A 25,580-nucleotide genomic window follows, 5' to 3' on the forward strand; every position below is an offset into this window, starting at 1 on the left:
GCGGCAGAATGCTGAAGCCTGACCGGATGGTCAAAGGAAAAAGCCTGTCATCTTGCGGGCTTCACGGGCCCGAGAGCGGTCAGGACCCCGCCGCGACACGTGCCGCTGGGGTCACGTCTGCAGCAAGGCCCAGCGCGCCGTCTTCGACCTCGATTTCGCCCTCCATCACCTGGCGCTGCCACATGGCGTGATAGACGCCGCCAAGGTCCAGAAGTGCGTCGTGGGTGCCGCGTTCGATCACCTTTCCCTCTTCCAGCACCAGGATCTGGTCGGCGTCGGCGATGGTGGACAGCCGGTGCGCGATGGTGATGACGCTGCGGCCCTGCCCCATCTCGGCCAGGCTTTCCTGGATGGACCGTTCGGTCTGGGTGTCCAGAGCGGAGGTCGCCTCGTCCAGGATCAGGATCGGCGGGTTTTTCAGAAGCGTCCGCGCAATGCCGACGCGCTGCTTTTCGCCGCCCGAAAGCTTCAGCCCGCGTTCGCCGACCTTGGTCTCATACCCCTCGGGAAGCCGCGACACGAAGTCATGGATACGCGCGGCGCGGGCGGCGGCGACGATCTCGGCTTCCGTGGCGTTGGCCTTGCCGTAGGCGATGTTGTAGCGGATCGTGTCGTTGAACAGGACGGTGTCCTGCGGCACGACCCCGATCTTGGCGTGAAGCGAGGTCTGCGTCACGTCGCGCAGGTCCTGCCCGTCGATCCGAACCGCGCCCGACGTCACGTCATAAAAGCGGAACAGCAGCCGCCCGATGGTGGACTTGCCGCTGCCAGAGTGTCCCACCAGCGCCAGCTTCTGGCCGGGCTTCAGCGTGAACGTCACGCCTTTCAGGATTTCCCGCGTCGGTTCATAGCCGAAGTGGACGTTGTCGAAGGTGATCTCGCCCGCAGTGACCTCCAGCGGTTTGGCGTCAGGGGCATCAACGATTTCAGCGGGCTGGCCCAAGAGACCGAACATCTCGCCCATGTCGACAAGGGCCTGCCGGATCTCGCGGTAGACGGTGCCAAGGAAGTTCAACGGCATGGTGATCTGGATCATGTAGGCGTTGACCATGACGAAATCGCCCACGGTCAAAGTGCCCGCACGGACGCCCAGGGCGCTCATCCCCATGACGATGACCAGGCCGGTGGTGATCAGGGTCGCCTGGCCCATGTTCAGGAACGACAGCGACAGGCCGGTCTTGACGGCGGCGGTTTCATACTGCCGCATCGCGCCGTCATAGCGGTCGGCCTCGCGCTGTTCGGCGTTGAAATACTTGACGGTTTCGTAGTTCAGAAGGCTGTCGATGGCCTTCTGGTTGGCGTCGGTGTCCTGGTCGTTCATCTCGCGCCGCAGCTTCACGCGCCATTCGGTGACGGTGAAGGTGAACCAGACATAAAGCGCGATGGTGACAACGACGACGGCAGCGTATTGCCAGCCGAAGACCAGGGCGAAGATCACCGCGACCATCGTCAGTTCCAGGATCAGCGGCCCGATGGACAACAGCATGAAGCGCAACAGGAAATCGACGCCCTTCACCCCGCGCTCGATGATCCGGGACAGACCGCCGGTCTTGCGGGTGATGTGGTAGCGCAAAGAGAGCTGGTGGATGTGGGTGAAGGTCTCGATCGCCAGGCGGCGGATCGCACGCTGGCCGACGCGGACGAACACGGCATCACGCAGTTCTCCGAAGACCACTGCGCCAAGCCGGGCAAGGCCGTAAGCCACAACCAGCCCCACCGCGCCAAGGCCGATCAGCGCGCGCGGGTCCGATCCCGCCTCGTTCGACAGGCTGTCGACGGCCAGCTTGTATAGGTACGGGGTCGAGACCGAAACCAGCTTTGCCGCGACCAGGAACAGAAGGGCCAGCACCACGCGGCGCTTCACCCAGGCCTGCCCCTCGGGCCAGAGGTAGGGTGCCACCCGGCGGATGGTGGTCATGGCCGGAGCGCGGGCGGTGCTGGCGTCGGCGGAAGTCACGGTCGAGGTGGTACGGCGCATCGGGTGTCCTGGCCCGCCAACGGCGTTGCGCGGCGGTCGTGCTTGGGGTAATGTCAATTCAAGGCTTCTTGAATAGTTGAACGATGGATCGAAGTAAAGCCCTCGCCGCCCTTTCGGCACTGGCTCACGAGACCCGGCTTGACCTGATCCGCCTGCTGACCCCGCAGGGCGAAGACGGCATGGCTGCGGGCCAGATCGCCGAGACGCTGGGCATCGCGGCACCGCGCCTGTCGTTCCACCTGTCCGCGCTGGAGCAGGCGGGCCTGTTGCGGTCGCGCAAGGTGGCGCGGAACGTCTTTTACAGCGTCGATCCGGCGGGGATCGGCCAGACGATATCCTATGTCCTGAACGATTGCTGTTCGGATCATCCCGAGGTGCTGGCTGCGTGCACGCACAAGCCTCAGGGTGGGCTGGCGGTCTCGTTGGCGGTTTCGGGGACCGAGAAGACCTGACCGGGGTAGATCAGGTTCGGGTCCTTGATCTTGTCCCTGTTCGCCTCGAACACCTGCACATACAGAACCCCATCGCCGTAGCGTTCCTGCGCGATCCCCCAAAGGGTGAAGCCGGGCTGCACCGTGACGGTCACCGGGGACGCAGCGGCGGCCGGGGCATCGGCCTGGGCGGCTGCGGGGGCCTCGGGGGTCTGGGGGGCCTCGGGGGTCTGGGGGGTGGTGGCGGACGGGTCCAGCGCGGCGATCTCGGCCGGGTCGGCTTCGGGGTCCTCGGGCATCGCGGGCTGGGCCGGGGCTGCGGTGGCGGCAGTCTCCTGCAACGCGGGTTCGGGGGTGGCGCGTTCGGAGCTTCCCGGTTCCGGGGCAGCGCCCTGCACTTCGGCAAGCGCCTCCAGCGTCTCACGCTTGAAGGGCGTCTCGAAGCGCGAGGTCACCTTGCCCGCTGCGTCCAGCTGATCGACCCGCAGGGAGTAGACCCCGGGCGCGGTGTCGGGAAGCGCCGTGCTCCACAGGCCCGTCTCGGGGATTTGCAGGGTCAGCTTTTCGGCATTGTCGAGGTAGATCCGCAAACCCGACCCGGGCGCACCGCGTCCGCCGACCTGCACCTCCCCTTCTGGCGTGTAGGTGATGGTGTCGATCATCACGGTGGTCGACAGCGCGGTCTCGGGGCGGGCTGGTTCCTGCAGGACAACGGCACCGTCGTCGGAAAGAAGCAGGGCCGGAGGCGCATCAGACGCTGCTGCGGCCGTCTCTTCGGCTGCGCCATCGGTTTCCGAGGTTGCTTCGGCGACGGTCTCGGCGGTGGGCCCGGCGATGGGACCAAGCGCCACCATCTGCTCCGACAGGACCGGGGGCTGATCTGCAAGACCCATGGACAGCCACATCAGACTGGGCGCGGGATTGGGTGGCAGCGTGAAGAGAATGGCGAAATCGCCCGACGCGGTGGCCTGACCACTGGCGACAACGGTGTCACCCACCACGACCGACACGGTCGCCCCCGGCGCTGCGTTCCCCGAGACGACGGCCGACCCGTCCCCGGCGACGCGCCAGGTGTCGATCACCGGCGCGGCGGGAGGGGCGGCTTCGGGTGCGGCGGCTTCGGGTGCAGGTTCGGCTGAAACCTCGGTGGCGGGCTGCCCGGCCTCGGGCGCTTCAGTCACGGGCGCTTCGGTCACTGTCTTTTCAGTGACGGGCGTTTCAGTGACGGGCGTATCAGTGACGGGCGCATCGGATTCGGGATCGGTCGAAGCCGGTTCAGAACCGGCGGTTTCGGGGGCGGCGGGTGCGGTAGCGGCCGGTTCGGATGCAGCCGGTGCGGTTGCAGAGGGATCGGTAAGGGCGACGGACGCGGGCACGGGCCGGAAGGCTTGCCAGCCGAACCACCCTGCCCCGGCCAGCAGCGCCGCGGCCAGTGCCACCACACCCAGCCGCGTTCCCCGGCCCAAGGCCCCGAATGCCGACATCCGCGTCTCCCCTTCGGCGGTTCGCGCCGCTTTGCGTTTCTTGTGATCAGGAATCTCTATATGACGGGGCAAAGCAACTGTTTTCAGGCCATGCCATGACCCTTCGTTCTGTCTGCGTCTTCTGCGGCTCGCGTCCGGGCCGGAACCCAGCCCATGCGACCGCAGCCCGCGAGACCGGCGCGATGCTGGCTCGCAACGGCTGGCGGCTGGTTTACGGGGCCGGAGATGTGGGCCTGATGGGCGAAGTGGCGACAGCGGCCGGGGCGGCAGGGGCTCCGATGCTGGGCGTGATCCCGATCCACCTTCTGGGGCGCGAGCGGAGCGAACGCGACCGCGCGGCGATGGTCGTGACCGAGGACATGCACGAGCGCAAGAAGGTGATGTTCATGAACTCGGACGCCGTGGTGGTGCTGCCGGGGGGCGCGGGGTCGCTGGATGAGTTTTTCGAGGTCCTGACCTGGGCGCAGATCGGGTTGCACCGAAAGCCGATTTTCCTGGTCAGCGTCGACGGCTACTGGCAGCCCCTGCTGGCCCTGATCGACCACGTCGTCGACGAGGGCTTCGCCGACCCGTCCGTGCGCGGGCTGTTCCGGCTGGTCGCCAACCCCGCCGAACTTGATGCGGCGCTGCAGGCCAGCTTTGCGGCGGGCCGGAACTGAAAGCGGCCCGCAGATCGCTCTGCGGGCCGTTTTGCCTGACTGTGCGGTGACTTACAGCGCCGCAGCGACGGCTTCCCAGTTCACCAGCTTGTCCAGGAAGTTGGTCAGGTAAGCCGGACGCTTGTTGCGGAAGTCGATGTAGTAGCTGTGCTCCCACACGTCGCAACCCAGAAGGGCCGTCTGGCCGAAGCAGAGCGGGTTCACGCCGTTTTCGGTCTTGGTGACCTTGAGGCTGCCGTCCTTGTCCTTGACCAGCCAGGCCCAGCCCGAGCCGAACTGGCCCGCACCGGCGGCAGAGAAATCGTCCTTGAACTTCTGGACCGACCCGAAGCTGTCGGTCAGCGCCTTTTCCAGCGCACCCGGCATACCCTTGTTTTCACCCGGAGCCATCCAGGTCCAGAACTGGGCGTGGTTCCAGTGCTGCGAGGCGTTGTTGAAAATGCCGTTCTGGGCAACCGCACCGGCCTGGTAGGTGCCGCGGATGATGTCCTCGACGGATTTGTTCTCCCACTCGGTGCCGGCGATCAGCTTGTTGCCGTTGTCGACATAGGCCTTGTGATGGAGGTCGTGGTGATACTCCAGCGTCTCCTTCGACATGCCAAGCGAAGCGAGCGCGTCGTGGGCATAGGGCAGATCGGGAAGGGTGAAGGCCATTGGAATACTCCTGTTGATTGCTTGCGACGAATAAGAGGTCTCGACGCGGGAAGGTCAAGGCCAAGCGGCATCAAGAGAACGGTTGTGCGGGGAAAGAGGTTCCCGAAGACCGCCAAGGGCGGGTCAGACCGGCGTGCAGCGACCGCGCCCCTCGAAGCTGTTGGTGTAGTCGCCTCCCGGCGAGGCGCGGACGACCAAAGTCTTGTCGGCTTTGAAGAAGGACGCGCGGAACTGCATGTTGGCGGTCTGGCCCGTGCGGTTCGTCATCCGGACTCTCCAGGTCAGGACCAGCTTCTTTGCCGTATCCTCGGACACCTGGGCTGTCATCGGCTGCTCGTCGTTGAAATACAGGATCAGCCCATCCGAGACGATCGCCCGCCCGCTGTCCGCATCATGCTGCAGGATGTAGACGTCGGTGATATAGCCGCCCCCGGCGTTGGAGCGGGTGATGCTGCACTCCAGGGTAAGGGCCTGCAGGACCGAGGGAAACGCAACAAGGACGGCAGAAAACACAAGGCTGCGAAGGGTCATGCGATCACTCGTCCGGGCTACCAGGGCCCAGTGAAGCGAACGGCGACAGCCCCGTCAAGAGAGCCGTCGCCGCACCGCTGTCAACGCTGTGGCGCGCCGGTCAAAGCTCGCTGCCCGGCTGGGCGGAATGGGTCAGAAGCCCCATCACATAGCCGGCGACCGAGCGGAAGCAGACGACAGTGTAGCCGTTATCCTGCTGCCACATCGCCGCGGCGACCTGGGCGGCGCGGGTGCGGCGCAACTCGCCGGGTTCCAGCGCTTCGAAGTCCACCGGGGACAGCTTGCGCAGCACGTCGGCGGCCTTGTCGCCCTCGACCCGGAAGATCGCGCGGGCGTCCGAGACGTCGACGGCAAGGTGGTGTTCACCCGCCAACGCCTTGGCAAGGGACGCCAGGGCTGCAGTGACCTCGGCATAGGGAACGACCAGCAGGTATTCGTCCGGGCTCATCCAGCCGCAGGCCTTGTCGCCATTGACCTCGATCCGCCGGGTTGCGGGCAGTTTGGTGCCGGTGACGGCTTTCACCGCCTTCTCCAGCGCCTTCACGCCCTTGGCGCGCAGGGTGATCATGCCAAGGGGGCCGATCTCGCGGATCGCAGCGAAGCCCTGGAAGCTGGCGCCATTCAGGGCGCTGACCGGGTTAGACATTCTGCTTCTCCCCATCCTTGTCGAAGAACATCGTGTCGCGGACACGGGCCTTCACGGTGCCGCCTGCGGCGGTGTTGAACTCCACGATCTCGCCCATGCGGGTGGGGCCGTGCTTCAGAAGCCCCATCGCGATGCCGCGCTTGAGGGTGGGCGAGTAGTAGGTCGAGGTGACGCGACCCTGCACGTTGCGCTGGCCGTTGCCGTTGACGCCGTCGGCGATGATGTAGGCACCGTCCGGGACGACCGAGCCGTCCAGAGTGTCGAAGCCCACCAGCTTCCAGCGGTCGGGGCTGGCAAGGAAGGTGCGTTCCTGGCCGCGTTTGCCAAGGTAGTCGGTTTTCTTCTTGGAAATCGCCCAGTCCAGGCACAGGTCTTGCGGGATCACGGTCCCGTCGGTTTCGTCCCCGATCATGATGAAGCCCTTCTCGGCCCGCATGATGTGCAGACATTCCGTGCCGTAGGGCATCGCACCCAGGGCCTTGCCAGCTTCGGTGCAGGCCTTCCAGAAGGCCGCGCCGTGGCTGGCGGGGACGGCGATTTCGTAGGAAAGTTCGCCCGAAAAGCTGATCCGGTAGACCCGGACCGGGAAGCCTGCAAGCGTGCCGTCTGCCCATTGCATGAAGGGGAGCGTTTCCTTGGAAACATCCATGCCGCCAAGGACTTGCAGCAGTTTCCTCGCGTTCGGGCCGACGATGGCGACTTGGGCGTATTGCTCGGTCACGTTGGCGGTGTAGACCTTCCAGTCCCACCATTCGCACTGCAGCCAGTCCTCCATCCAGGCGTGGATGCGGTCGGCCCCGCCAGAGGTGGTGTGGCAAAGCCAGGTGTCCTCGTCGATGCGGGCGACGACGCCGTCATCGCTAAGGAAGCCCTGTTCGTTGCACATCAGGCCGTAGCGGCATTTGCCGATGGGCAGCGTGGACATGACGCCGGTGTAGAGCATGTCGAGGAAGCGCCCTGCATCCGGCCCCTTGACGATGATCTTGCCCAGGGTCGAGGCGTCGAGGAGGCCGAGGTTCTGGCGGGTGTTCAGCACCTCGCGGTGGACGGCCTGTTCGTGCGTCTCGCCAGCGCGCGGGAAGCAGTAGGGGCGGCGCCAGAGGCCGACGGGTTCGAAGTAGGCCCCGGCGGCTTCGTGCTGGGCGTGCATGGGGGTCATGCGGAGGGGCTGGAAGATCTCGCCCCGGCTTTCGCCTGCCAGCGCGCCGATGGTGACGGGCGTGTAGGGCGGGCGGAAGGTGGTGGTGCCGACCTGCGGGATCTCTTGACCCAAACTGTCAGCAAGCACGGCGAGTCCGTTGATGTTGCTGAGTTTTCCCTGATCGGTCGCCATACCCAGCGTGGTGTAGCGCTTGGTGTGTTCGACCGAGACATAGCCCTCGCGGCTGGCGAGCTGGACGTCACTGACCTTCACGTCGTTCTGGTAGTCGAGCCACATTTTGCTGCGCAGCTGGATCGGAGCGCCTTGCGGCATGACCCAGACGGGCGGGATCGAAACGGGTACGCCGGTGAGGGTGAGGTCCCCGGCAGCGGAGCCGACAACTTCCACCATTGCGCTGCCATCGTGGTTCAGTGGCGGGCGGGCGGGGTCGGGGATGAAGGCCGAGAGGGTCTCGTCCCAGGTCAGCTTGCCGCCGCAATGGCTCCACAGGTGGACGACGGGGGACCAGCCGCCGGACATGGCGACGGCCTCACAGGCGATTTCTTCCTGGACGGAGCCTTCGCCGGCCTGGGCGCAGACGGCCACGCCGGTGACGCGCTTGCCACCTTTGACCTTGGCGATGGCCTTGCCGGTCAGGACGCGGATGCCTGCGGCACGGGCGGCTTGAGGCAGCGCTCCGTCAGCCTTTTCGCGGGCGTCGAGGATCGCGGGGACGTCGAGGCCTGCGGCTTTGAGGGCCAGCGCAGTCTGGTAGGCGCTGTCGTTGTTGGTGACGACGACGGTGCGGTCACCGGGCGAGACGGCGTAGTTCACGACGTAGTCGCGGACGGCGGCGGCGAGCATCACGCCGGGGATGTCGTTTCCGGCAAAGGACAATGGCCGTTCGATCGCGCCCGTGGCGGTGATGATCTTGCCCGTGCGGATGCGCCAGAGGCGGTGCTTTGGGCGGCCGTCTCCCGGCGTGTGGTCGGCGACGCGTTCGTCGGCAAGGACATAGCCGTGGTCATAGACCCCGAAACCGCAGGTGCGGGTGCGGATCGTCACGTTGTCGCGGGCCATGAGGTCGGCCTCGATGGCCGAAATCCAGGCGTCGACGGGTTTGCCGTCAACCTCGGTATCGTCGACGGGGGCGCGGCCGCCGAGGACCGGCTGCTGTTCAAGAAGGATGACGCGCTTACCTGCGTCGGCGGCGGCTTTCGCGGCTTTCAGACCGGCAACCCCTGCCCCGACGACCAGCACGTCACAGAAGGCGTAGGCCTGCTCATAGCGGTCGGCGTCGCCTTCGGTGGGCGCTTTGCCCAAGCCTGCGGCGCGGCGGATGAAGGGTTCGAAGATGTGCTTCCAGGCCGGGCGCGGGTGGATGAAGGTCTTGTAGTAGAAGCCCGCGGGCATGAAGCGGGCGGCGTAGTTGTTCACGACGCCGACGTCGAATTCCAAGCTGGGCCAGTGGTTCTGGCTGGTGGATTCAAGGCCATCGAACAGCTCGGTCGTCGTCGTGCGCTGGTTCGGTTCCAGCCGCGATCCTGCCCCGAGGTTCACCAGCGCGTTCGGTTCCTCGGGTCCCGAGGCGACGATGCCGCGCGGGCGGTGATACTTGAAGCTGCGGCCGACAAGCATCTGGTCGTTGGCCAGAAGGCCAGCGGCGAGCGTGTCGCCCTGATAGCCCTTCAAACGCTTGCCGTTGAAGGAAAATTCGACGGGCGCGGTGCGGTTGATCAACCGGCCGCCCTTGGCGAGACGCGTGCTCATTTCGGGGCCTTTCCATCAGGCTGCCAGCCGGGGCGGCGGGCCTGGATCTTTGCGATGATGTCGGCGGGGGGTTCGGAGACCTGAGCGGGGTAGGTCCCGAAGACCTCCAACGTGGCGGTGCAGCGGGCGGCCAGGAACCACTTGCCGCAGCCGTAGCTGTGGCGCCAGCGTTCGAAGTGGACGCCCTTTGGGTTCTTGCGGGCGAACATGTAGGCCTCGAACTCCTCGGGGCTGGCACCGGGGCCGAAGCGCTTCAGGTGCGCCTCGTAGCCGGGCGAAAGCTCGGTCTCGTCGGCCTTTACGCCGCAGTAGGGACATTCAAGGATCAGCATGAGGGTCTTCCCAATTCTGGCGGGGTCATTCTTCGTCGTCCTGAGGGGCGCCAAGGCCCTTGCGGAAGAAGGTGAGCAGTTCTTCCAACGGGATCGACAGGCGGTCGGGCGCGAGGCCCACCAGCCAGTCGGCAACGCGGAAGGGCAAAAGGTTGGCAGCGGTCAGCTGCGCGATGCAGTCGTCTTCGGAAGACGTGCCTTGCGTGGGATGGACCAGGACAAGCGAGGGCGCGAGCGCCGCAAGATCGAAGCTTTGCAGCACCTGCGCCTCGTGGCCGCCGGCGTTGATCGCGACAAGCTGTGCGGCCTTGACGCCCAGTTCCTGCAGGACGGTGTCCAGGCGCAGGAAGGGAACTTCGGTGGTGATCAAGAGGTCGTCGGGCGTACCCGCCGGGGCGATCCGGTCGCGGATCAGCGAAGCCCGGCGACGCAGCCCGCGACGGCTGCGAGCTTCAGCCTCGGGCGCAAGGGAATAAAGCGGCAGGGTTGCAGGAACGTCGGAAATGCCGAGGTTCAGAACGGCCACACGCTCGCTGGCGGCATGGACGTCTTCCAGGCGGGCGAAACTGACCGGCTGGGGTTCGATCAGAAGGCCGGACCAGCCGTCGTCGCGAAACCGCTGCAGGAAGGGAAGTCCGGTTTCGCCGGTGCCAGAACCGACCTGCAGGACAAAGACCCGCCCCTTGTGGCGGTCGTGGACGCCGTTCAGCAGCATCGCGAGGATCGCTGTATCCAGCTTGTGCGCCCGGCGCGGGGTAAAGGGGCCAAGGTCGCGGATCATGGCCGCGCCCCTGGCCGGGTCAGGGCGCGCACCGTTGGGCGCGCGCCCGGAAGGCCCGAATTACGGGTTGGTTGCCGGTGCTGCCGGTTCGACCGGGGCAGGCTCGGCCGGAGCGGTTTCGACCGGGGCGGCCGGGGCCGGCTCGGCCGGGGTGACAGGCTCGACTGCGGGTTCGTCCGCGTCGATGGTGACGTTGGTCGTGCTGTCGGCAGGCTGGGTCGGCTCGACGGTGACGTTGGTCGTGTCAGCGCCGGGCGTGTTGTCGACGACAGCGCCGTCGCCGTTGCCGAAGACAAGCCACAGGATGAAGCCCACCGCGACGACAAGACCGCCGACGATGAGAGCCATGCTGGCGCCAGAGGTTTCGGTGGTGCGGGTGTCGCGGACGTAGGTTTTGGTCGTGTCGTTGTCAGCCATTGGAGCATCTCCATGCACAGTTGATCTGGCAAGGAAACGCCGGTGCGGGACCACAGGTTCCGCAGCGCGCAAAGATCGGCAGGGAGTTGCCGATCCTGGGTCATCAGTGCGCCACCCCCGCGGCGACGGATTCGTCGATGAACTGGCCTTCCTTGAAGCGCCACATGCTGAAATCTTCTGCCAGCGGGCCGGGTTCGCCCTTGGCCATCAGTTCGGCCATCGCCCAGCCCGAGCCGGGGATCGCCTTGAACCCGCCGGTGCCCCAGCCGCAGTTGATGAAGCAGTTGCCCAAGGGCGTCTTCGAGATCAGGGGCGAGCGGTCGCCGGTCATGTCGACGATGCCGCCCCATTGCCGCAGCATCTTCAGACGGCTGATCATCGGGAAGGTTTCCACGAGGGCGCGGAGGGTTTCCTCGATGTGGTGGAAGCTGCCGCGCTGGGTGTAGTTGTTGAACCCGTCGGTGCCGCCGCCGATCACCATCTCGCCCTTGTCGGATTGCGACATGTAGCCGTGGACGGTGTTGGCCATCACGACGACGTCCATGCAGGGCTTGATCGGCTCGGACACCAGGGCCTGCAGCGCCACGGCCTCGATCGGCAGGCGGAAGCCCGCCATCTCGGCCAGCTGGCCCGAGTGACCGGCGACAACCATGCCAAGCTTCTTGCAGCCGATGAAGCCACGGGTGGTGTCGATGCCGGTGACCTGGCCGTTTTCGGACCGCACCCCTTTGACTTCGCAGTTCTGGATGACGTGCATGCCCATTGCGCTGCAGGCCCGGGCATAGCCCCAGGCCACAGCGTCGTGCCGGGCGGTGCCGCCGCGGGCCTGATACAAGGCGCCAAGGATCGGGTAGCGCGGGCCGTCGATGTTGATGATCGGGACCAGCTCCTTCACCCGCTGCGGGCTGATCCATTCGGTCTGCACGCCCTGGAGCGCGTTGGCATGGACAGTGCGCAGGTAGCCGCGCACCTCGTGGTGGGTCTGGCCCAGCATCAGCAGGCCGCGGGGGCTGAACATGACGTTGTAGTTCAGATCTTGGCTGAGCGTCTCATACAGGCTGCGGGCCTTTTCGTAGATCGCGGCCGAGGGGTCCTGCAGGTAGTTCGAGCGGATGATCGTGGTGTTGCGGCCGGTGTTGCCACCGCCCAGCCAGCCCTTCTCGATGATCGCGACATTGGTGATGCCGTAATTCTTGCCAAGGTAGTAGGCCGTGGCCAACCCGTGACCCCCGGCGCCGACGATGATCGCGTCGTAGGACGCTTTCGGCTCGGGCGAGGCCCAGGCGCGTTCCCACCCCATGTGGTAACGGGCGGCTTCACGGGCGATGGCAAAGACCGAATAGCGCTTCATCGGGGCCTCTTGTCGGACGGATTGCGCCGGACAGCCCGGCTGTGATGTCTTGGAACGGTTGTGGGATATAGCCACACCCCACTGCGGCACAATCGGGAAAAATGCGACATTCTGCCAAGGCATGCGCCGGGGGGCAGTCTCTGCGGCCCCGCGGCAGCCCCCGATGCGGCCGAATGCCCCTTTCTTGGCGGGTCGGGAAACACTATGTCGGGCGGGCAAACGTGGGTGGAGTGACGGACAGCATGACAGCGGGAGTGTTCTGGGCAGTGGCGGTCGGGCTGGCAGCCGTGGTCGCCTATGTGCTGATCGCAGCCCTGCGCCGGGTCCCTGCCCCAAGCAACAGCGGCGAGGCGGACATGGCCGTCTACCGCGACCAGCTGGCCGAGATCGAGCGGGATCTGGCGCGCGGGACCATCGGACCGGCAGAAGCCGATCGTCTGCGCGCCGAAGTCGGCAAGCGGGTGATCGACGCGGACAAGGTGCGCCTGGCCGGGCGGGTGGCCACCGGCCGGACCCCGACGGCCGCCATCGTGGCGCTGATCGTCGCCGTGGTCGTGCCGGGAGGCGTGGCCGCCTATTGGGGGCTGGGCGCGCCCGGCTATCCCGACATGGCGCTGGAGCCGCGGCTGGCCGGGCTGGACGACGGGATCAGGGCTCGCCCCTCGCAAGAGGCCGAGCTGGCGACCCAGGGGCGCACAAGGGACGCCGTCCTTGATGCTGCGCTTGCGACTGACCTTGCGGCAGTGACCGACCTTGACGCCTTGCGCGCCCGGTTCCAGCAGCATTTCGAAGCGGGCGAGATGCAGCAAGCCGTCAGGGTGCAAGAGCGTCTCCTGGCGTTGCAGGGCGACACGGCCGGGTCGAACGACCACGCAAACCTGGCTTTGGCGCTGGTGGCCGAGGCGCAGGGCTATGTCTCGCCCGAGGCGGAAGCCCAGCTGGTCGATGCCCTGCGGCGCGACATGGAGAACGAACTGGCACGCTATCTGGTGGGCGAGATGTTTCTGCAGGGTGGCCGCTTTGACAAGGCCTTCCAGTTCTGGCGTCCCTTGGCCGAAGGCGGCGATCCCGCAGCCCCCTGGACCGGATCGATCCGCGAGCGGATCGGTCAGGTCGCCGAACTGGCCGGGGTGAACTATGCCCTGCCTGCAGGCTCGGGTCCGACTGCGGGCGACGTGGCCGCTGCGGCCGAGATGACGCCCGAAGAGCGGCAGGCGATGATCGAGGGCATGGTGGCGCAGCTTTCGGACCGGCTGGCGACCGAAGGCGGCGATGTCGAGGACTGGAACCGGCTGATCCGGTCCCTGGCGATCCTGGAACGGCTGCCCGAAGCGCAGACGATCTACGACGAGGCGAAAGAGCGGTTCCAGGGACGCCCGGCCGAGCTGTCATTCCTGCGGCTTGCCGCGGTCGAAACGGGGCTGAGCCCGTGATTTGCGCCACGGTCGAGGCGTTCCTGGCCGCCCTGCCCCCGAACCGGGCCATTGCCGGGCTGGACCTTGGCGACAAGACCATCGGCGTGGCGGTGTCGGACCTGCGCCGTCAGGTGGCAACACCGATCGAGGTGATCCGGCGCGAGAAGTTCACGCTGGACGCGACAAAGCTGCTGACGCTGCTGGACGCCCGTGGGGCCACGGGGATCGTGCTGGGCCTGCCGTTGAACATGGACGGCTCGATCGGCCCGCGGGTGCAGGCGACTCAGGCCTTTGCGCGGAACCTGGAGAAGCTGACGGCGCTGCCGATCTGCTACTGGGACGAGCGGTTGTCGACGGTTGCGGCAGAAAGGGCACTCCTGGAGGCGGATACGTCGCGAAAGCGTCGGAAAGAGGTGATCGACCAGGTCGCTGCGGGCTATATCCTGCAAGGCGCGCTGGACCGGATGGCGCATATGGGGCGGGGTGAAGCTTGAAGGACGATGTCTGGAAGCGCGACGAGATCGCCAGCCCTTGCGTGAAGCTGTGCGTCGTCCACCCCGAGGAGCGGATCTGCGTCGGCTGCTTTCGCTCGATCGACGAGATTTCCGGCTGGTCGCGCATGACGCATGAAGAGCGGGCCCTGGTCATGGCCGAACTGCCCGAGCGCGCGCCCCGTCTGGCAAAGCGCCGTGGCGGGCGGCTGGCCCGGCTAGAGCGCTAGCAAAGCGGAGCGCCTTGCGGCGCAGAGTCTTCAGGGCGCCTGCGCGGGACTGCGCCCGCTTGGCTTCGAATGGGGGTTTCACCCCCAAACCCCCAGGATATTTGTGGACAGATGAAGTCAGGGCTGGGTCAGCCAGGCCTTGACCGTGGGACGCTGCGGGCGGAGGTAGGCGATCATCCGGCCTTCGGGCGGGGCATCGTCCTGCGGTTTCCACGGGGCGACACCGTGGAGGGTGAGGCGGTGGAGAAGCGTGGCTTCCCCCGGTCGGGCGGGGAGTTCGATCCGGCGGCAGGTGGCGAAGACCGTCTTCCGGGCGGCCTGATAGGCGTCGGTCATGTCGATATCCCCCCAGGTTTCGGACGGGTGCGGTTCCAGGGCGGCGAGGAGGGCCTTGCGCAGGATTTCGTGACTGCCCTCCCAGACGGTGAGGGGCGAAGCCGTGGTGTCGTTCAACGGCAGACCGAGAATCCAGGCGTGGGGCTCCTTGACCATGCGTCGTTTGTCGGGGCCGATGGGGAGAAGGCCGTCCAGGTGGGCGGCGTCCCGGTCACGGCGGAAGGCGAAGGCGGAGGGGGTTTCGTCCGGCGAGGGTTGAGGGTAGCCGGGTTTTATGACCGAGAGCTGGGCCTGATGCAGCGGCTTTGGGTGCAGCGGCAGGGCCTCCCAGGGAAAGGGCGTGCCGCGGATGCAGCCGTCAGGTGCGTTCGGAAGGGCGTCCACGCCGACAAACCAGGTGCCGCCGCAGCGCCAGGGTTCTGCACTGGTGGCAAGAACGTCCAGGGCAGCGGTATGGGCGGCATCGGCCCAGGCGCGGATGGCCGGGTGCGGACCGATCTTCTGCCAGCCCGTCGCTACCATCCAAGGACCTTGCGCAGCATGTTCAGCGCGACCAGCGTCAGGAAGACGGCAAAGGCGCGCTTCAGGGGTTTGGGGTTCATCGCATGGGCGAGGCGCACGCCCAACGGCGTGGTCATGAGCGTCGTGCCGATGACGACAAGGAAAGCGGGAAGGTTGACGGCGCCGATGGTATAGGGGGGCGCGTCCGCGACCGGGAGCAGCAGGAAGCCCAGGACCGAGGGCACGGCGATCAGGACCCCAAAGCCCGAGGCGGTGGCGACGGCGCGGTGGATCGGCAGGCCGTAGAGCGTCATCAGCGGCACTCCGAAAGTGCCGCCACCGATGCCCATCATGGCGGAAAAGAAGCCGACTGCCCCCGCCAGCAGGCTGCGGACAGGCTGGCCGGGCATCTTGTCGCCGAGCCGCCAGGCGTCGCGGCCAAAAGCCATCCACAGGCCGGCAAGGCCCGCAAGCGCCCCGAACACCGCTTGCAGGGTCATCGACGAGACCTTGCCGGCCACGAAGGTGCCCACCGCAGCGGCGATCACAAGGGCCGGGCCCCAGGTCTTCAGCACCTCCCAGTCGACCGCGCCCCTCTTGTTGTGCGCCGAGACCGACCGCAGCGAGGTGATGACGATGGTGGCCATCGACGTGGCCACACAGACCTGCATCAGCTGGTCGCCTCCGTAGCCAAGGTGGCCGAAGGCGTAGAAGAAGGCCGGGACCAGCACGATCCCACCACCGACGCCAAGCAGGCCTCCGACCACGCCCGCGAAGGCTCCGATCACCAGAAGGACGGCGAGCATGGGAAGAAGATCGGCGAGTTCGGGCATGGGGCACCTTCTGGCTTCGGCCCTTGGACATAGCCCGGAGGTTGGCGGGAGGCCAGTGCGGAAAAGGACTGGTCGAAGTGGATACCGAATGGTATGGAGCGCTTCCAACAGGTTTGCCGGGGTCCACTCCCCCGCCACCGAAAACGATTTTCAACAGGTTTCCAAATGTCTGAGCGTATTCTGCGCCCCGCGCTGGTGCTGGGGTTGTTGTCGTCGATCGGGCCCTTTGCCATCGACATGTATCTGCCCGCGATGCCCGAGATCGGGGCGGCCCTTGGCACGACGGTGCAGGGGATGCAGGGCACCATCGTCGCCTATTTCATCGCCTTTGGCCTGGCGCAGCTGATCTACGGTCCCTGGGCCGACCGGTCGGGGCGCAAGCCTCCGCTTTATGCCGGGATTGGCGTTTTCATCATCGGCTCGCTGGTCTGCACCTTTGCGCCGACGGTGGAATGGCTGCTGGTCGGCCGGGCGATCCAGGGTTTGGGCGGGGCCGCGCTGATGGTGGTGCCCCGCGCGATCATTCGCGACCTTTACACCGGGCACGCAGCCACACGGCTGATGGCGGCGGTGATGATGGTGATCTCGGTCTCGCCCATGCTGGCACCCTTGGCGGGGTCCGGGTTGATGGCGGTCGCCGACTGGCGCTGGATCTTCGGCGCGCTGGTCGTGGCGGCGGTGGCAAGCCTGACGATCCTGGCGCTGTTCCAGCCCGAGACGCTGCACGAGGCGGACCGGCAGCCCTTCAACCTTGCGGCAATGCGGCGAGGCGCGCGGGTCCTGTTCACCGACCCCTTGTTCATGGGGCTGACCTTCCTGGGCGGCTTCGGGATGGCGAGCTTCTTCGTCTTCATCGCCAGCGCAAGCTTCGTCTACACCGGGACCTTCGGGCTGTCGCCCACCGGGTTCTCGCTGGCCTTTGCGGTCAATGCGATCGGCTTTTTCGGAGCCTCGCAGGTCGCGGGTCCCCTGGGTTTGCGGCATGGCGCGCCCAAGGTGATGGCCTGGGCCTCGGCCGGGTTCGCGGTCTTTGCGGTGGTGCTGTTTGCGCTCGCGCTGGCTGGGTTCGTCAGCCTGTGGCTGTGCATGGTCGGGCTCTTTCTGGCCAATGCCTGCCTGGGGCTGATCATCCCGACGGCGATGGTGATGGCGCTGGACGAACATGGCGACATCGCGGGGCTTGCCTCGTCTCTGGGCGGCACGTTGCAGATGCTGGCGGGTGGTCTGATGATCGTGGCCGTGGGGCCGTTCTTCGACGGGACCGCCGTGCCGATGCTGGGGGCGATTGCCTTGTGCGGCGTGCTGGTGCTGGCCCTGTCGCGGCTGGTGCGGTCGCGTCAGGCGGCGGCGGTGGCCTGAAGCTCGGCCAGGGCGCGGTCGATCACGTCAAGCCCCGCGCCCGGACGCGAGGCGTTTTCGGACAGAACCCGGCGCCACCCCCTGGCGCCGGGTTTGCCCGTGAAGAGACCCAGCATGTGCCGGGTGATCTGGTGTAACCTGCCGCCCTGGGCAAGGTGATCCGCGATGTAGGGGCGCATGGCGTCGACCACGGCGACGGCGTCCGGCGCATGGCCGTCGCCCCAAAGCGCGTCGGCCCCGATCAGGACCGAGGCCGGGTCATGATAGGCCGCACGGCCGATCATCACTCCGTCAAGGCCCAGGGCAAGCAGGTCGCGGGCCTGATCCAGCGTCGTGATGCCGCCGTTGATGCAGATCGTGAGGTCGGGGAACCGCTGCTTCATCCGCAGCACCAGGTCATGGTCGAGAGGCGGGATCTCGCGGTTTTCCTTCGGGGAAAGGCCCTGCAGCCAGGCCTTGCGGGCATGAATGATGACGTGGCGCACCCCTGCCCCGGCAATCGTCTCGATGAAGGCGGGCAGCACCGTCTCGGGGTCCTGATCATCGACGCCGATCCGGCACTTCACCGTGACGGGGGCCTCCGTCTCGCCGCGCATCGCGCGGACGCAGTCGGCGACAAGGGCCGGCCGCTCCATCAGCACCGCGCCGAAGCAACCGGACTGCACACGGTCCGAGGGGCAGCCGCAGTTCAGGTTGATCTCGTCATAGGCCCACGGTCCCGCAATGCGCACCGCCTCGGCCAACTCGCGCGGGTCCGAACCGCCAAGCTGCAGGGCGACGGGGTGTTCCATCGCAGAGTAATCCAGCAGGCGCGGCTTGGGGCCGTGGACGATGGCGGGGGCAGTGACCATTTCGGTATAAAGCATCGCCCGCCGGGTCATCTGGCGATGAAAGACGCGGCAATGCCGGTCGGTCCAGTCCATCATCGGGGCAACGCTCAACCGCCAGGGCTGGTTGCCCTGATCGCCACGCTGCTTTTCGGACTGATGCTGGCTGCTTTGCATTGGGTCTTCATCGTTGGGACGCGGGCGGTCGTACCGTTCGCTGCGAAATCCGAAGCGCCGGCGACCGATGGGTCATACACGCACGCGGTCCAGGATGGCAGAGCAATTTGCGCCTGAGTAGACGTCCAGCATGCGAAAGCCGGACAGGCCATCTTCCGACACTCCGGTTGACCGCAGGACGGTGCCACAGTCCTGGATCACGCCCTTGGGCAGCACTTGGCCTCGCGAAGCGCAGGCCGCCCTCTTCAGTATCCACAGCCAAAGCGTTCAGGGCGACAGCAGAGGGAAAGCCCTTCGGGCACCTGCAGCCCCGCATGGCGACAGCAAAGCGCATCGTCCGTGACCGGGCTTTCAGTCCGAAGCGGCCCAGACTTCGATTTCGACCTTGAACTTCGGCCGCGAAAACCTGGCAACAAGAAGCAAGGCGGATGCCGGCAACACGGCAGACCCGCCAAGGAAGGCATCGGGTGCAGCCATGTAGGCGGGAAGGTGGGCACCATCGGTCAGCCAGGCCGAGATGTGGCAGATATTGTCGATGCCCACGCCACCCTCGGCCAGGATGGCGCGTATGTTGGAAAGGCAGATGGCGGCCTGCTCAGTCCCGGTGGGGGCACATGGCCATCGGCCGAAAGGCCCAGCTGTCCCGAGGTGCGAATGATCCGCGCGCAGGCTGGAACTTCGACGCCGTGGGCATAGCGGGCCAACAGGGGCGCGATGGGAGGCGGGAATGAGGGGACACATGGCATGTCTCACAAAAGCGATCCGTCCAGTACGACTGTGGCTTCGGCCTTTCACTGCCAGAATGAACCGAGTGTCACGCCCCCGATTTCCTTTAGCCAAACCGGGGCCGGACCGCACCAATCTCGGCCTGCGTCCGAATGGAGAGACACATGCCCCGCCAGACGACCGGGTGGTGACGTTCGCCGTTCAGAACGGGTTCGATCCGGTTTTCTCGCGCCCCTTCAAGGGGGACAGGCTGGGGCTGCCGGGGCCGGATATGGCGGGGCCGGTCGTCTATGGTGGTCCCTTCAAGGTGTTCGAGGATGACAAGCATCCGTTCCTGCGCGACGAGGTCGACTGGATGCGCGCCTGCTTGGCCCAAGGGGTGCCGCTTTTGGGGCTCTGCCAGGGGGTTCCAGCAGATCGCCCGTGTCCTTGGGGCCGAGGTCGGCCCCTATACTTAGCCAGTGCATGAACTCGGCCATTACCCGATCTCACCCACGCCTCAGGGCGGCGATTTCCTGCCTGAAACCCAGCACATGACCCAGGCGCAGTTTCACACCTTCGCCATTCCCGAGGGCGCGGTGCATCTGGCCTGCAGCCCTTTCTGACACAACCAGGCCTTTCGCAATGGCGACACGGCCTCCAGTTCCATCCCGAAGCCACGATCGAGGGCCTCCGCCGCTGGCAAGCGAACGAATGGGCGGCCTATGGCAAGCCCGGTGCACAGAGCAAAGCAGAACGGGATGCGCTTATGGCACGGCATGACGCGCGTCAGGCCGCCTGGTTCCACGACGTCCTGCGAAAGTTGTTCGGCACAGACACATGACCGCTCTGGCCGACCGCAATCCACAGGCCTTCGGCATCCTTTTGACGCTGGCTGGCGTGATGATCTTCGTCCCCGATGCTCTGGTGATGCGACCGATCGGCGGCGACATGCTGGCGCTGGCCGTCTGGCGGGGCCTTCTGTCAGGCGTGATCCTGCTTCTGGGCAACCTGCTTCTGGCCCCCCGGACCCTGCCGGCACGGGGCGAATGGTTCGACCGAAAGGGCCTGCTGATCATCGGGCTGAACGCGGTCGGGATGCTGTCGTGGTGCTCGGCCATGCAGCACACCTCGGCCGCCAATGCACTTCTGGTCCTTGCCGTCGCCCCGTTCCTGGCCGCTATCCTGTCCTTTGTCCTGCTGGAGGAACGGATCGACCGCACCACTGCACTTGCCACCGCGCTGGTCTTCGCGGGGGGACTGATCATCGCCTCGGGCAGCCTGGGTCACGGTCGGCGGCTTGGCGACGGGTTCCCCCCTGTTCAATGCCATCACCATCGCCGGCGATTACGTCACGCAGCGCACCACCGGCCACCGCAACATGCTGACGCACCTGGCGTCGGGATCAATCCGGGGCGGTATTCCGGCCCTGCCCTTCGCCGATTTCGTGCCGGCCAGCTCTGCCCTGATGCTTCTGATCCTGCTGTCCGGCGCAGTCATCCTGCTGAGAGCCGTGGGGCTTTTGATCCTTGGGCCACGCTACCTGCCCGCCCCCGAAGTCGCGATGACCACCCTTCTGGAAGTCATCCTTTGCCCCCTCCTCGTCTGGGCCGTGATCGGCGAGAAGCCCGGCCGCTTGACCCTGATCGGCAGAGCGGTGATCGTGACCACCGTCGCGCTGCATACGCTGCGCCGCCTGGTCAGGATCGAAAGCCCCGCCTGATGCGCCTTCTCTTCATCCACGCCCATCCGGTGCCCGAAAGATTCAATACCGCGCTGTGCTCTACCGCGGTCAGCACCGCCCGGGATAAGGGCCACGAGGTCAGACTGATCGACCGTTGCGCCGAAAGCTTCAACCCGGCGATGTCGACCGAGCAACGCCGTATCTACAACGATGGCGAGCCTCCGCCCTCCGACCTTCAGCCCCATATCGAAGCCCTGCAGTGGGCCGTGGCGCGGATCTTCGTCTATCAGACCTGGTGGTGTTCCCAGCCCGCGATCCTGAAAGGCTGGTTGGACCGGGTCTGGCGGCCCGGCATCACCTTCACCTTGTCGGCGCCGACCCAGCCCATGCGACCCGCGCTGACCAAGGTGCGCCAGATCGGCGTCATCACCGCGCTTGGCTTGCCCTGGTGGCTCTGGACCTTCCTTTTCGGCGCGCCCGGCCGCACGATCATCCTGCGTGGACTGCGCTTTTGCACCCAACCGCGGACGCGGACTTTCTGGCTGGGCCTGCACGACATGGACACCCAGACCGACACCGCCCGCCGCCGCTATCTTGACCGTGTCCGCGCCTGGATCGCGCGCAGTCCGCTGTAGGAGACAGTCATGGGCCATATCGGACAGGGGGCCGACCTGACCGCCCCCGACTTCGCGGCGCTGGACCGCGCGCAGGGGGTGGCGATCCTGCCCACCGGAGCCATCGAGCAGCACGGGCCGCACCTGCCCCTGTCGGTCGACCGGGACCCGACGCTGGCAGTCCTGACCCGCGCCCTGCCGCTGATCGACCCCGTGCTGACCGTTCTGGCGCTTCCGGTGCAGGCCATCGTCCGCACGGAGCTGGCCGAAGATTTCGGCTCGTCCCATCTTCACTTGCAAGAGGTCCACCCCGCCCTCGGCCTCGGGGCGGCACCGCTTCGCCCCGGCTGGCTGCTGGGCGACCTGAACCCGAAAGGCGCCATCGGCAACGCGGCCGCGGCCACGGCCGAGAAGGACGAGGCGCTTCTGACCAACGCGGCGCGAAACCTCGCGCGCGTCGTCGCCGTCTTCGCGCGCTTCGGCTAGGCCATGCCCGTCCTTCTTCGCAAGATTGCCGTTCCACGCAGCCTGCTGGCCAACCCCGACCGCTTTGGCGGCTGCGCAGACGGCGATCTGCAACGTGGCGACCTTCTGATCCTTGGCGATCAGGTCATCGGTCTGACCCGTTCACCACCTTCCGACGCAAGGGTGGTGAACGGCGCAGGCCGCATCCTGTTGCCGCCCCTTGTCGAGCCGCATCTGCATCTGGACAAGGCCTTCACCCGGCCCCGCCTGCCCGATGTCGGTGGCGATCTCATGGCCGCGATCCATGCACAACAGGCCGACAAGGCGAACTGGAGCGACGGCGACCTCCGCGCCCGCGCCAATACCGCGCTGGCAGAACTGGTCGCAGCCGGTGTCTCCCACGCCCGCAGCCATGTCGACTGGGGGCACGAATCCGACCCTGCTGCCACCCCCCGCGCCTGGCATGTCCTGGCCGAAGTGGCACAGGACTGGGCCGACCGGATCACGCTGGACCTCTCTTGCCTGCCCGACATCGACACCTTCGCCGACCCTGCCAGTGCCGCCCGCATCGCAGGCCAGGTCGCGCGCGACGGCGGCGTTCTGGGTGCCTGGATCTTGCACCACTCCGAACGGGAAAAGGGGCTGGCGCAGATATTCCAACAGGCCGAAGCCCGTGGCCTGCGGCTGGATTTCCATGTGGACGAGGGCCAGGACCCCGATCTTGACGGGTTGGAGCTGATTGCCGCAACGGCACTTCAGACGCGCTTTCAGGGGCCAGTCCTCTGCGGCCACGCCATCAGCCTGATGAACCGGACCGGCACCGGGCTGGACCGGCTGCTGGACGACCTGACCCGCGCCGGGATCGGGCTGTGCGCCCTGCCCACGACCAACCTTTACCTGCAATCGCGCGGCGCAGGAACGCCCGACCGACGCGGTATCACTCGTCTTGCCGAGGCCGCCGCGGCCGGGATCACCACTTGCCTTGGCACCGACAATGTTCAGGATGCCTTCTACCCGCTGGGCCGCCACGACCCGCTGCTGACGCTTGCAACCGCCGTCCCGGCCCTGCACCTTGACCCGCCCTTTGGCGCCCACTTGCCGCTGGTCACCACGCGGGCCGCCCGCGCTTTGGGCGTGACCGAGGGCTTTGTCGACCGCCAACCCGCCGCGCGCCTTTTCCTTGCCGAGGCAACCAGTCTGGCGGCGCTTGTCGGCCAGCAATCCCTCCGCACCCCGCTTTCCAGGGTCCTGCTCTCCAACGCATGACGTGGAATCCTTTGGGATCACGTCCCTGTATTGCTTGCGTGAACGCAGGCCCGCCGGACCTTGCGCTTTTGGACAGAATGCGGAGCGAGGTGTCCTGCAGGTCCTGCATCTGGTCGGCCGACAGGATCTCCATCGGCGCGTAAGGGTGACGCACCACCTCCCACGGCAGCTGCGGGATGGTGGCCCCGGCCCTTTCCCGCCGCCCTCGTCTTGCTCAACTGGCTACAGCCCCGGCTGCGCGCCTTCCGCGAGGCCTTTCCCGAAGTGGGTGTGACTGTCCGCGCCACGATCTGGATCACTCCGCGCCATGCCAACCAGCCTTTGGTCGGGCGCAGCCTGAGAGAAGAGGACCTGGTCATGGTCTGCCCGCGATCCTTTCGGCACGGACCGACCCCGTCTGGCCGCCCCGCCGATCCTGTGCGTTGGCCCTTGATCCATGTTCCTGGCCGACAGGAACACCGGGAGGCCTTTGCGCAGTATCATGGCCTGACCGACCTCCCGCTTGCGCGTGGGCTGACGACCGACAGATCCAATGTCGCCCTGGAAATGGCAATCGCGGGTTTGGGATTTGCGATCACGCTGGCTTCGCGGGCCAAGGTGCATCTGCAACGCGGCCACTTGGTCGAACCATTCCCGGACCGCGTTGCCAGTGGCTGGGACTGCGACCTCCATCCTGGCGAGTGAGCCTTGCACGGGCCAGCGACAAGCTGATGCCGTTCCTTTTGCGGAAGGCGTGAACAAGCCGCAACCCAAGCACCGTCTGCTGCACCTTGCCGCCCCTGGGGATCACCGACCGCTGCGCCACCGGCTCTGCGCAGGTCATGCCGGCAAGAGAGGGACGACATGGCCGGGTCAGATCGACCTCATCACCTGGTCCGACGCCTCCAGCGCCCCTTCCAGATAGCCGCCGAAGCCTTCCGCCGTTTCGGTCGAGCCGAAATGCAGCCCCCCCTCCCAAAGGTCCCTCAGTTCTGGAGGACGGCCGAAGGCGGGGTGACCGGCGGGTCCTGCCCAGTCGCGCCGGGTGGCTATGGTCGCGACCTGGGCCCAATCCGTCATCTCTGTTGCCAGCGGACGGCCTAGGGCGGGACCGAACATGGCCTGCACCTGCGCGACGGCCTGGGTGATCGTCTCGGCGCGATGCTGCGCCCGAATGTCCGGTGGCCAGCCTACGAAGCCGAAAAGCGCAAAAGGCCCGCCGACTGACGGCGAGGCATCGTGGATTTCCACCAGCGGGCCCTTCTGGCTGATGGCGTCGCCGGAAAACCCGGCCTCCCGCCAATATGGGCGATCATAGACCGCAACAAACTTGGCCTGCCCTGCCATCCAGGTCGGGATTGCAAGGGCCGCCTGTATGGCACCCTCACGAAGTGCGGGCGTGAAACGGATCGTTTCGGCGGCAATGCGCGGCGGCACCGCAAGCACAACGCGACGGGCTTCGATCTGCCCCTTGGCCGAGCGCGCGACGATGCGGCCGTCGGTCTGGCGCAGGGCGGCAATCGCCGTGCCAGTCATCACCCTGTCGCCCGGAAGCGCGCGCAGAAGGGCCGTCACGAGTTGCCCCATCCCGCCTGCAACCCGCAACGACCCTTCCATCGAGGCATGGCCGCGGTTGCGGTAAACCGCGCCAGTGGAGTCCTGGAACAGGCGGTCCCCCTGGCTGAACTGGTCAAAGACCTGCAGGCCAAAGCGGCGGATCAGTGCCTCGATCCGGGGTTGCCCCGGCCAGAACCAGGCCGGGCCGACATCAAAGGGCGCGCCGGCCAGCACGGAGGATCGGATCCTGCCGCCACAAGCCTCATGCGCTTCGACAAGCAGCCAATCCCGGCCTTGGGACTGCAGGTGATCCGCCAGCGAAAGGCCCGCCAGCCCGCCACCCACAATCAGAACGTCGGTCCGCTGCAAGACGCTTCTCCCATCCGGCGCAGGTCCGGCGTGAAGGTCGGGACGGACTGCGGCTGCTGCGCCGGTATCAGATGGCTGCGACATCGCGCAACTTCATCATGGTTTCGGGCGAGCCGGACTGGGACGGCGCGACGGACAGCCGTATCAGGAAGTCCAGCCCGCACGGCAGGCCAGCGGCCTCTGACGGGGCAGCCAGCCGCCTGACGACCGGGCAGACGCCGCGGATTTGGGCGCCCGCGTGGCGGAATGCGGGCCGGATGAAGATGAACCGAAGATGAACGCCAGGTTCGCGACACATTAAACATGGATTTGGCAAAGTGATTCCAAGATGAGTCGCAATCCGCCGGCAAGAGCGAACGACCAGTGTATCTGTGGGGGAAGTCATGCTGCGTTCGTCGACCGAGGAAAATCGCCTGTACCTGACTGCCGACCTGCGGGCCTTTGATGGCCAGCCGCTTCAGAAACGCCAGAAATCCTCGGGCAGCATGTTCCCCGCGGATCTGAAGCGGTTCCCGCCGGTCGAGGACGTCGTCGCCGCCCTTGACCGGATTGCGTCTCGGGCATTCGCCGCCTGAGGTTCCCTCTTCTCCGTTGCAA

Annotated in this window: 29 protein-coding genes and 1 pseudogene; 14 read left to right on the top strand and 16 right to left on the bottom strand. The window is 66.5% G+C overall.

The genetic code is table 11. The features are described 5' to 3' along the window. Positions 1–79: 79 nt before the first annotated feature. Positions 80–1,978, bottom strand: a complete 1,899-nt coding sequence (locus U1E69_RS06355) for an ABCB family ABC transporter ATP-binding protein/permease (protein ID WP_416200259.1) — start codon at positions 1,976–1,978, stop codon at positions 80–82. An 83-nt stretch (positions 1,979–2,061) separates the two neighbouring features. Between U1E69_RS06355 and U1E69_RS06360 the strand changes: the two genes are divergently transcribed. Beyond that, the gene (locus tag U1E69_RS06360) at positions 2,062–2,430 is read left to right on the top strand and encodes a metalloregulator ArsR/SmtB family transcription factor (protein ID WP_322243512.1); all 369 of its coding nucleotides are present in this window, start codon (positions 2,062–2,064) and stop codon (positions 2,428–2,430) included. Here U1E69_RS06360 and U1E69_RS06365 read toward each other — a convergent pair. Next, positions 2,379–3,893, bottom strand: coding sequence for a LysM peptidoglycan-binding domain-containing protein (locus U1E69_RS06365; protein WP_322243513.1), 1,515 nt, complete (start codon positions 3,891–3,893; stop codon positions 2,379–2,381). The two genes, U1E69_RS06360 and U1E69_RS06365, sit on opposite strands and share 52 nt — an antisense overlap. Before the next feature lie 95 nt (positions 3,894–3,988). On the opposite strand from U1E69_RS06365, the gene U1E69_RS06370 reads away from it, so the two are divergent. Beyond that, entirely contained in the window at positions 3,989–4,552 is a 564-nt protein-coding gene (locus tag U1E69_RS06370) for a TIGR00730 family Rossman fold protein (protein WP_322243514.1), read from the top strand. Positions 4,553–4,603: 51 nt separating this feature from the next. Here U1E69_RS06370 and U1E69_RS06375 read toward each other — a convergent pair whose 3' ends face one another. The 8 genes from U1E69_RS06375 to U1E69_RS06410 all read right to left on the bottom strand — a co-directional run bounded on the left by U1E69_RS06375 (position 4,604) and on the right by U1E69_RS06410 (position 12,175). Continuing rightward, positions 4,604–5,206, bottom strand: coding sequence for a superoxide dismutase (locus U1E69_RS06375; protein WP_322243515.1), 603 nt, complete (start codon positions 5,204–5,206; stop codon positions 4,604–4,606). A 123-nt stretch (positions 5,207–5,329) separates the two neighbouring features. Continuing rightward, positions 5,330–5,737, bottom strand: a complete 408-nt coding sequence (locus tag U1E69_RS06380) for a hypothetical protein (protein WP_322243516.1) — start codon at positions 5,735–5,737, stop codon at positions 5,330–5,332. A gap of 100 nt (positions 5,738–5,837) precedes the next feature. Beyond that, positions 5,838–6,383: a sarcosine oxidase subunit gamma gene (locus U1E69_RS06385; protein ID WP_322243517.1), complete on the bottom strand. Its 546-nt coding sequence runs from the start codon at positions 6,381–6,383 to the stop codon at positions 5,838–5,840. After that, positions 6,376–9,294: a sarcosine oxidase subunit alpha family protein gene (locus U1E69_RS06390; RefSeq protein ID WP_322243518.1), complete on the bottom strand. Its 2,919-nt coding sequence runs from the start codon at positions 9,292–9,294 to the stop codon at positions 6,376–6,378. The genes U1E69_RS06385 and U1E69_RS06390 overlap by 8 nt, the downstream gene beginning before the upstream one ends. Then, positions 9,291–9,626: a sarcosine oxidase subunit delta gene (locus U1E69_RS06395; protein ID WP_322243519.1), complete on the bottom strand. Its 336-nt coding sequence runs from the start codon at positions 9,624–9,626 to the stop codon at positions 9,291–9,293. Before U1E69_RS06395 ends, U1E69_RS06390 begins: the two co-directional genes overlap by 4 nt. A gap of 25 nt (positions 9,627–9,651) precedes the next feature. Next, on the bottom strand, positions 9,652–10,407 hold the full coding sequence (locus tag U1E69_RS06400; protein WP_322243520.1) for an FkbM family methyltransferase: 756 nt from the start codon (positions 10,405–10,407) through the stop codon (positions 9,652–9,654). 60 nt (positions 10,408–10,467) lie between these two features. After that, a complete protein-coding gene (locus U1E69_RS06405; protein WP_322243521.1) occupies positions 10,468–10,824 on the bottom strand; it encodes a hypothetical protein in 357 nt (118 codons plus the stop codon). A 103-nt stretch (positions 10,825–10,927) separates the two neighbouring features. After that, entirely contained in the window at positions 10,928–12,175 is a 1,248-nt protein-coding gene (locus U1E69_RS06410) for a sarcosine oxidase subunit beta family protein (protein ID WP_322243522.1), read from the bottom strand. Between the two features lie 242 nt (positions 12,176–12,417). Between U1E69_RS06410 and ccmI the strand changes: the two genes are divergently transcribed. Genes ccmI through U1E69_RS06425 form a run of 3 tightly spaced genes read left to right on the top strand, consistent with a single transcriptional unit; the run spans position 12,418 to position 14,311 of the window. Continuing rightward, entirely contained in the window at positions 12,418–13,608 is a 1,191-nt protein-coding gene (gene ccmI / locus U1E69_RS06415; protein ID WP_322243523.1) for a c-type cytochrome biogenesis protein CcmI, read from the top strand. Further along, a complete protein-coding gene (gene ruvX / locus U1E69_RS06420) occupies positions 13,605–14,084 on the top strand; it encodes a Holliday junction resolvase RuvX (RefSeq protein ID WP_322243524.1) in 480 nt (159 codons plus the stop codon). The genes ccmI and ruvX overlap by 4 nt, the downstream gene beginning before the upstream one ends. Next, the gene (locus U1E69_RS06425) at positions 14,081–14,311 is read left to right on the top strand and encodes a DUF1289 domain-containing protein (protein ID WP_322243525.1); all 231 of its coding nucleotides are present in this window, start codon (positions 14,081–14,083) and stop codon (positions 14,309–14,311) included. Before ruvX ends, U1E69_RS06425 begins: the two co-directional genes overlap by 4 nt. A 117-nt stretch (positions 14,312–14,428) precedes the next feature. Here the strand turns inward: U1E69_RS06425 and U1E69_RS06430 are convergent, their stop codons facing one another. Further along, positions 14,429–15,169: a hypothetical protein gene (locus tag U1E69_RS06430; RefSeq protein WP_322243526.1), complete on the bottom strand. Its 741-nt coding sequence runs from the start codon at positions 15,167–15,169 to the stop codon at positions 14,429–14,431. Next, a complete protein-coding gene (locus U1E69_RS06435; RefSeq protein WP_322243527.1) occupies positions 15,163–15,981 on the bottom strand; it encodes a sulfite exporter TauE/SafE family protein in 819 nt (272 codons plus the stop codon). The genes U1E69_RS06430 and U1E69_RS06435 overlap by 7 nt, the downstream gene beginning before the upstream one ends. 165 nt (positions 15,982–16,146) lie before the next feature. Here U1E69_RS06435 and U1E69_RS06440 point away from each other — a divergent pair, with 165 nt between their 5' ends. Then, positions 16,147–17,340 carry a multidrug effflux MFS transporter gene (locus U1E69_RS06440; protein ID WP_322243528.1) on the top strand — a complete coding sequence of 398 codons (1,194 nt, stop codon included), beginning with the start codon at positions 16,147–16,149 and terminating at the stop codon, positions 17,338–17,340. Here U1E69_RS06440 and dusA read toward each other — a convergent pair. Together dusA and U1E69_RS06450 are read right to left on the bottom strand one after the other, a co-directional pair. Beyond that, positions 17,319–18,344: a tRNA dihydrouridine(20/20a) synthase DusA gene (dusA, locus tag U1E69_RS06445; RefSeq protein WP_322243529.1), complete on the bottom strand. Its 1,026-nt coding sequence runs from the start codon at positions 18,342–18,344 to the stop codon at positions 17,319–17,321. The genes U1E69_RS06440 and dusA overlap by 22 nt on opposite strands. Before the next feature lie 351 nt (positions 18,345–18,695). Continuing rightward, complete coding sequence (locus tag U1E69_RS06450) at positions 18,696–18,887, bottom strand: RidA family protein (protein ID WP_322243530.1); 192 nt, start codon at positions 18,885–18,887, stop codon at positions 18,696–18,698. A 644-nt stretch (positions 18,888–19,531) separates the two neighbouring features. On the opposite strand from U1E69_RS06450, the gene U1E69_RS06455 reads away from it, so the two are divergent. The 7 genes and pseudogenes from U1E69_RS06455 (at position 19,532) to U1E69_RS06485 (ending at position 23,762) form a co-directional block, all read left to right on the top strand. After that, on the top strand, positions 19,532–19,675 hold the full coding sequence (locus U1E69_RS06455) for a hypothetical protein (RefSeq protein ID WP_322243531.1): 144 nt from the start codon (positions 19,532–19,534) through the stop codon (positions 19,673–19,675). Between the two features lie 304 nt (positions 19,676–19,979). Further along, positions 19,980–20,258, top strand: a pseudogene (locus tag U1E69_RS22590) (EamA family transporter); the annotation flags it as partial. 91 nt (positions 20,259–20,349) lie between these two features. Beyond that, positions 20,350–20,772 carry a hypothetical protein gene (locus U1E69_RS06465; protein ID WP_322243533.1) on the top strand — a complete coding sequence of 141 codons (423 nt, stop codon included), beginning with the start codon at positions 20,350–20,352 and terminating at the stop codon, positions 20,770–20,772. Then, positions 20,772–21,368 carry an NAD(P)H-dependent oxidoreductase gene (locus U1E69_RS06470; RefSeq protein ID WP_322243534.1) on the top strand — a complete coding sequence of 199 codons (597 nt, stop codon included), beginning with the start codon at positions 20,772–20,774 and terminating at the stop codon, positions 21,366–21,368. The genes U1E69_RS06465 and U1E69_RS06470 overlap by 1 nt, the downstream gene beginning before the upstream one ends. A gap of 9 nt (positions 21,369–21,377) precedes the next feature. Continuing rightward, positions 21,378–21,833, top strand: a complete 456-nt coding sequence (locus U1E69_RS06475; protein ID WP_322243535.1) for a creatininase family protein — start codon at positions 21,378–21,380, stop codon at positions 21,831–21,833. Positions 21,834–21,836: 3 nt separating this feature from the next. Next, positions 21,837–23,078 carry an amidohydrolase family protein gene (locus U1E69_RS06480; protein ID WP_322243536.1) on the top strand — a complete coding sequence of 414 codons (1,242 nt, stop codon included), beginning with the start codon at positions 21,837–21,839 and terminating at the stop codon, positions 23,076–23,078. A gap of 210 nt (positions 23,079–23,288) precedes the next feature. After that, positions 23,289–23,762: a LysR substrate-binding domain-containing protein gene (locus U1E69_RS06485; RefSeq protein WP_322243537.1), complete on the top strand. Its 474-nt coding sequence runs from the start codon at positions 23,289–23,291 to the stop codon at positions 23,760–23,762. 168 nt (positions 23,763–23,930) lie between these two features. Here U1E69_RS06485 and U1E69_RS06490 read toward each other — a convergent pair whose 3' ends face one another. After that, positions 23,931–24,983, bottom strand: coding sequence for a flavin monoamine oxidase family protein (locus U1E69_RS06490; protein ID WP_322243538.1), 1,053 nt, complete (start codon positions 24,981–24,983; stop codon positions 23,931–23,933). A gap of 67 nt (positions 24,984–25,050) precedes the next feature. Next, positions 25,051–25,281, bottom strand: coding sequence for a hypothetical protein (locus tag U1E69_RS06495; protein ID WP_322243539.1), 231 nt, complete (start codon positions 25,279–25,281; stop codon positions 25,051–25,053). A gap of 85 nt (positions 25,282–25,366) precedes the next feature. Between U1E69_RS06495 and U1E69_RS06500 the strand changes: the two genes are divergently transcribed. Then, positions 25,367–25,558 carry a hypothetical protein gene (locus U1E69_RS06500; RefSeq protein WP_322243540.1) on the top strand — a complete coding sequence of 64 codons (192 nt, stop codon included), beginning with the start codon at positions 25,367–25,369 and terminating at the stop codon, positions 25,556–25,558. The last annotated feature ends 22 nt before the right edge of the window (positions 25,559–25,580 follow it).

It is taken from the genome of Tabrizicola sp. (genome assembly GCF_034366665.1).
Taxonomy (GTDB): domain Bacteria; phylum Pseudomonadota; class Alphaproteobacteria; order Rhodobacterales; family Rhodobacteraceae; genus Tabrizicola.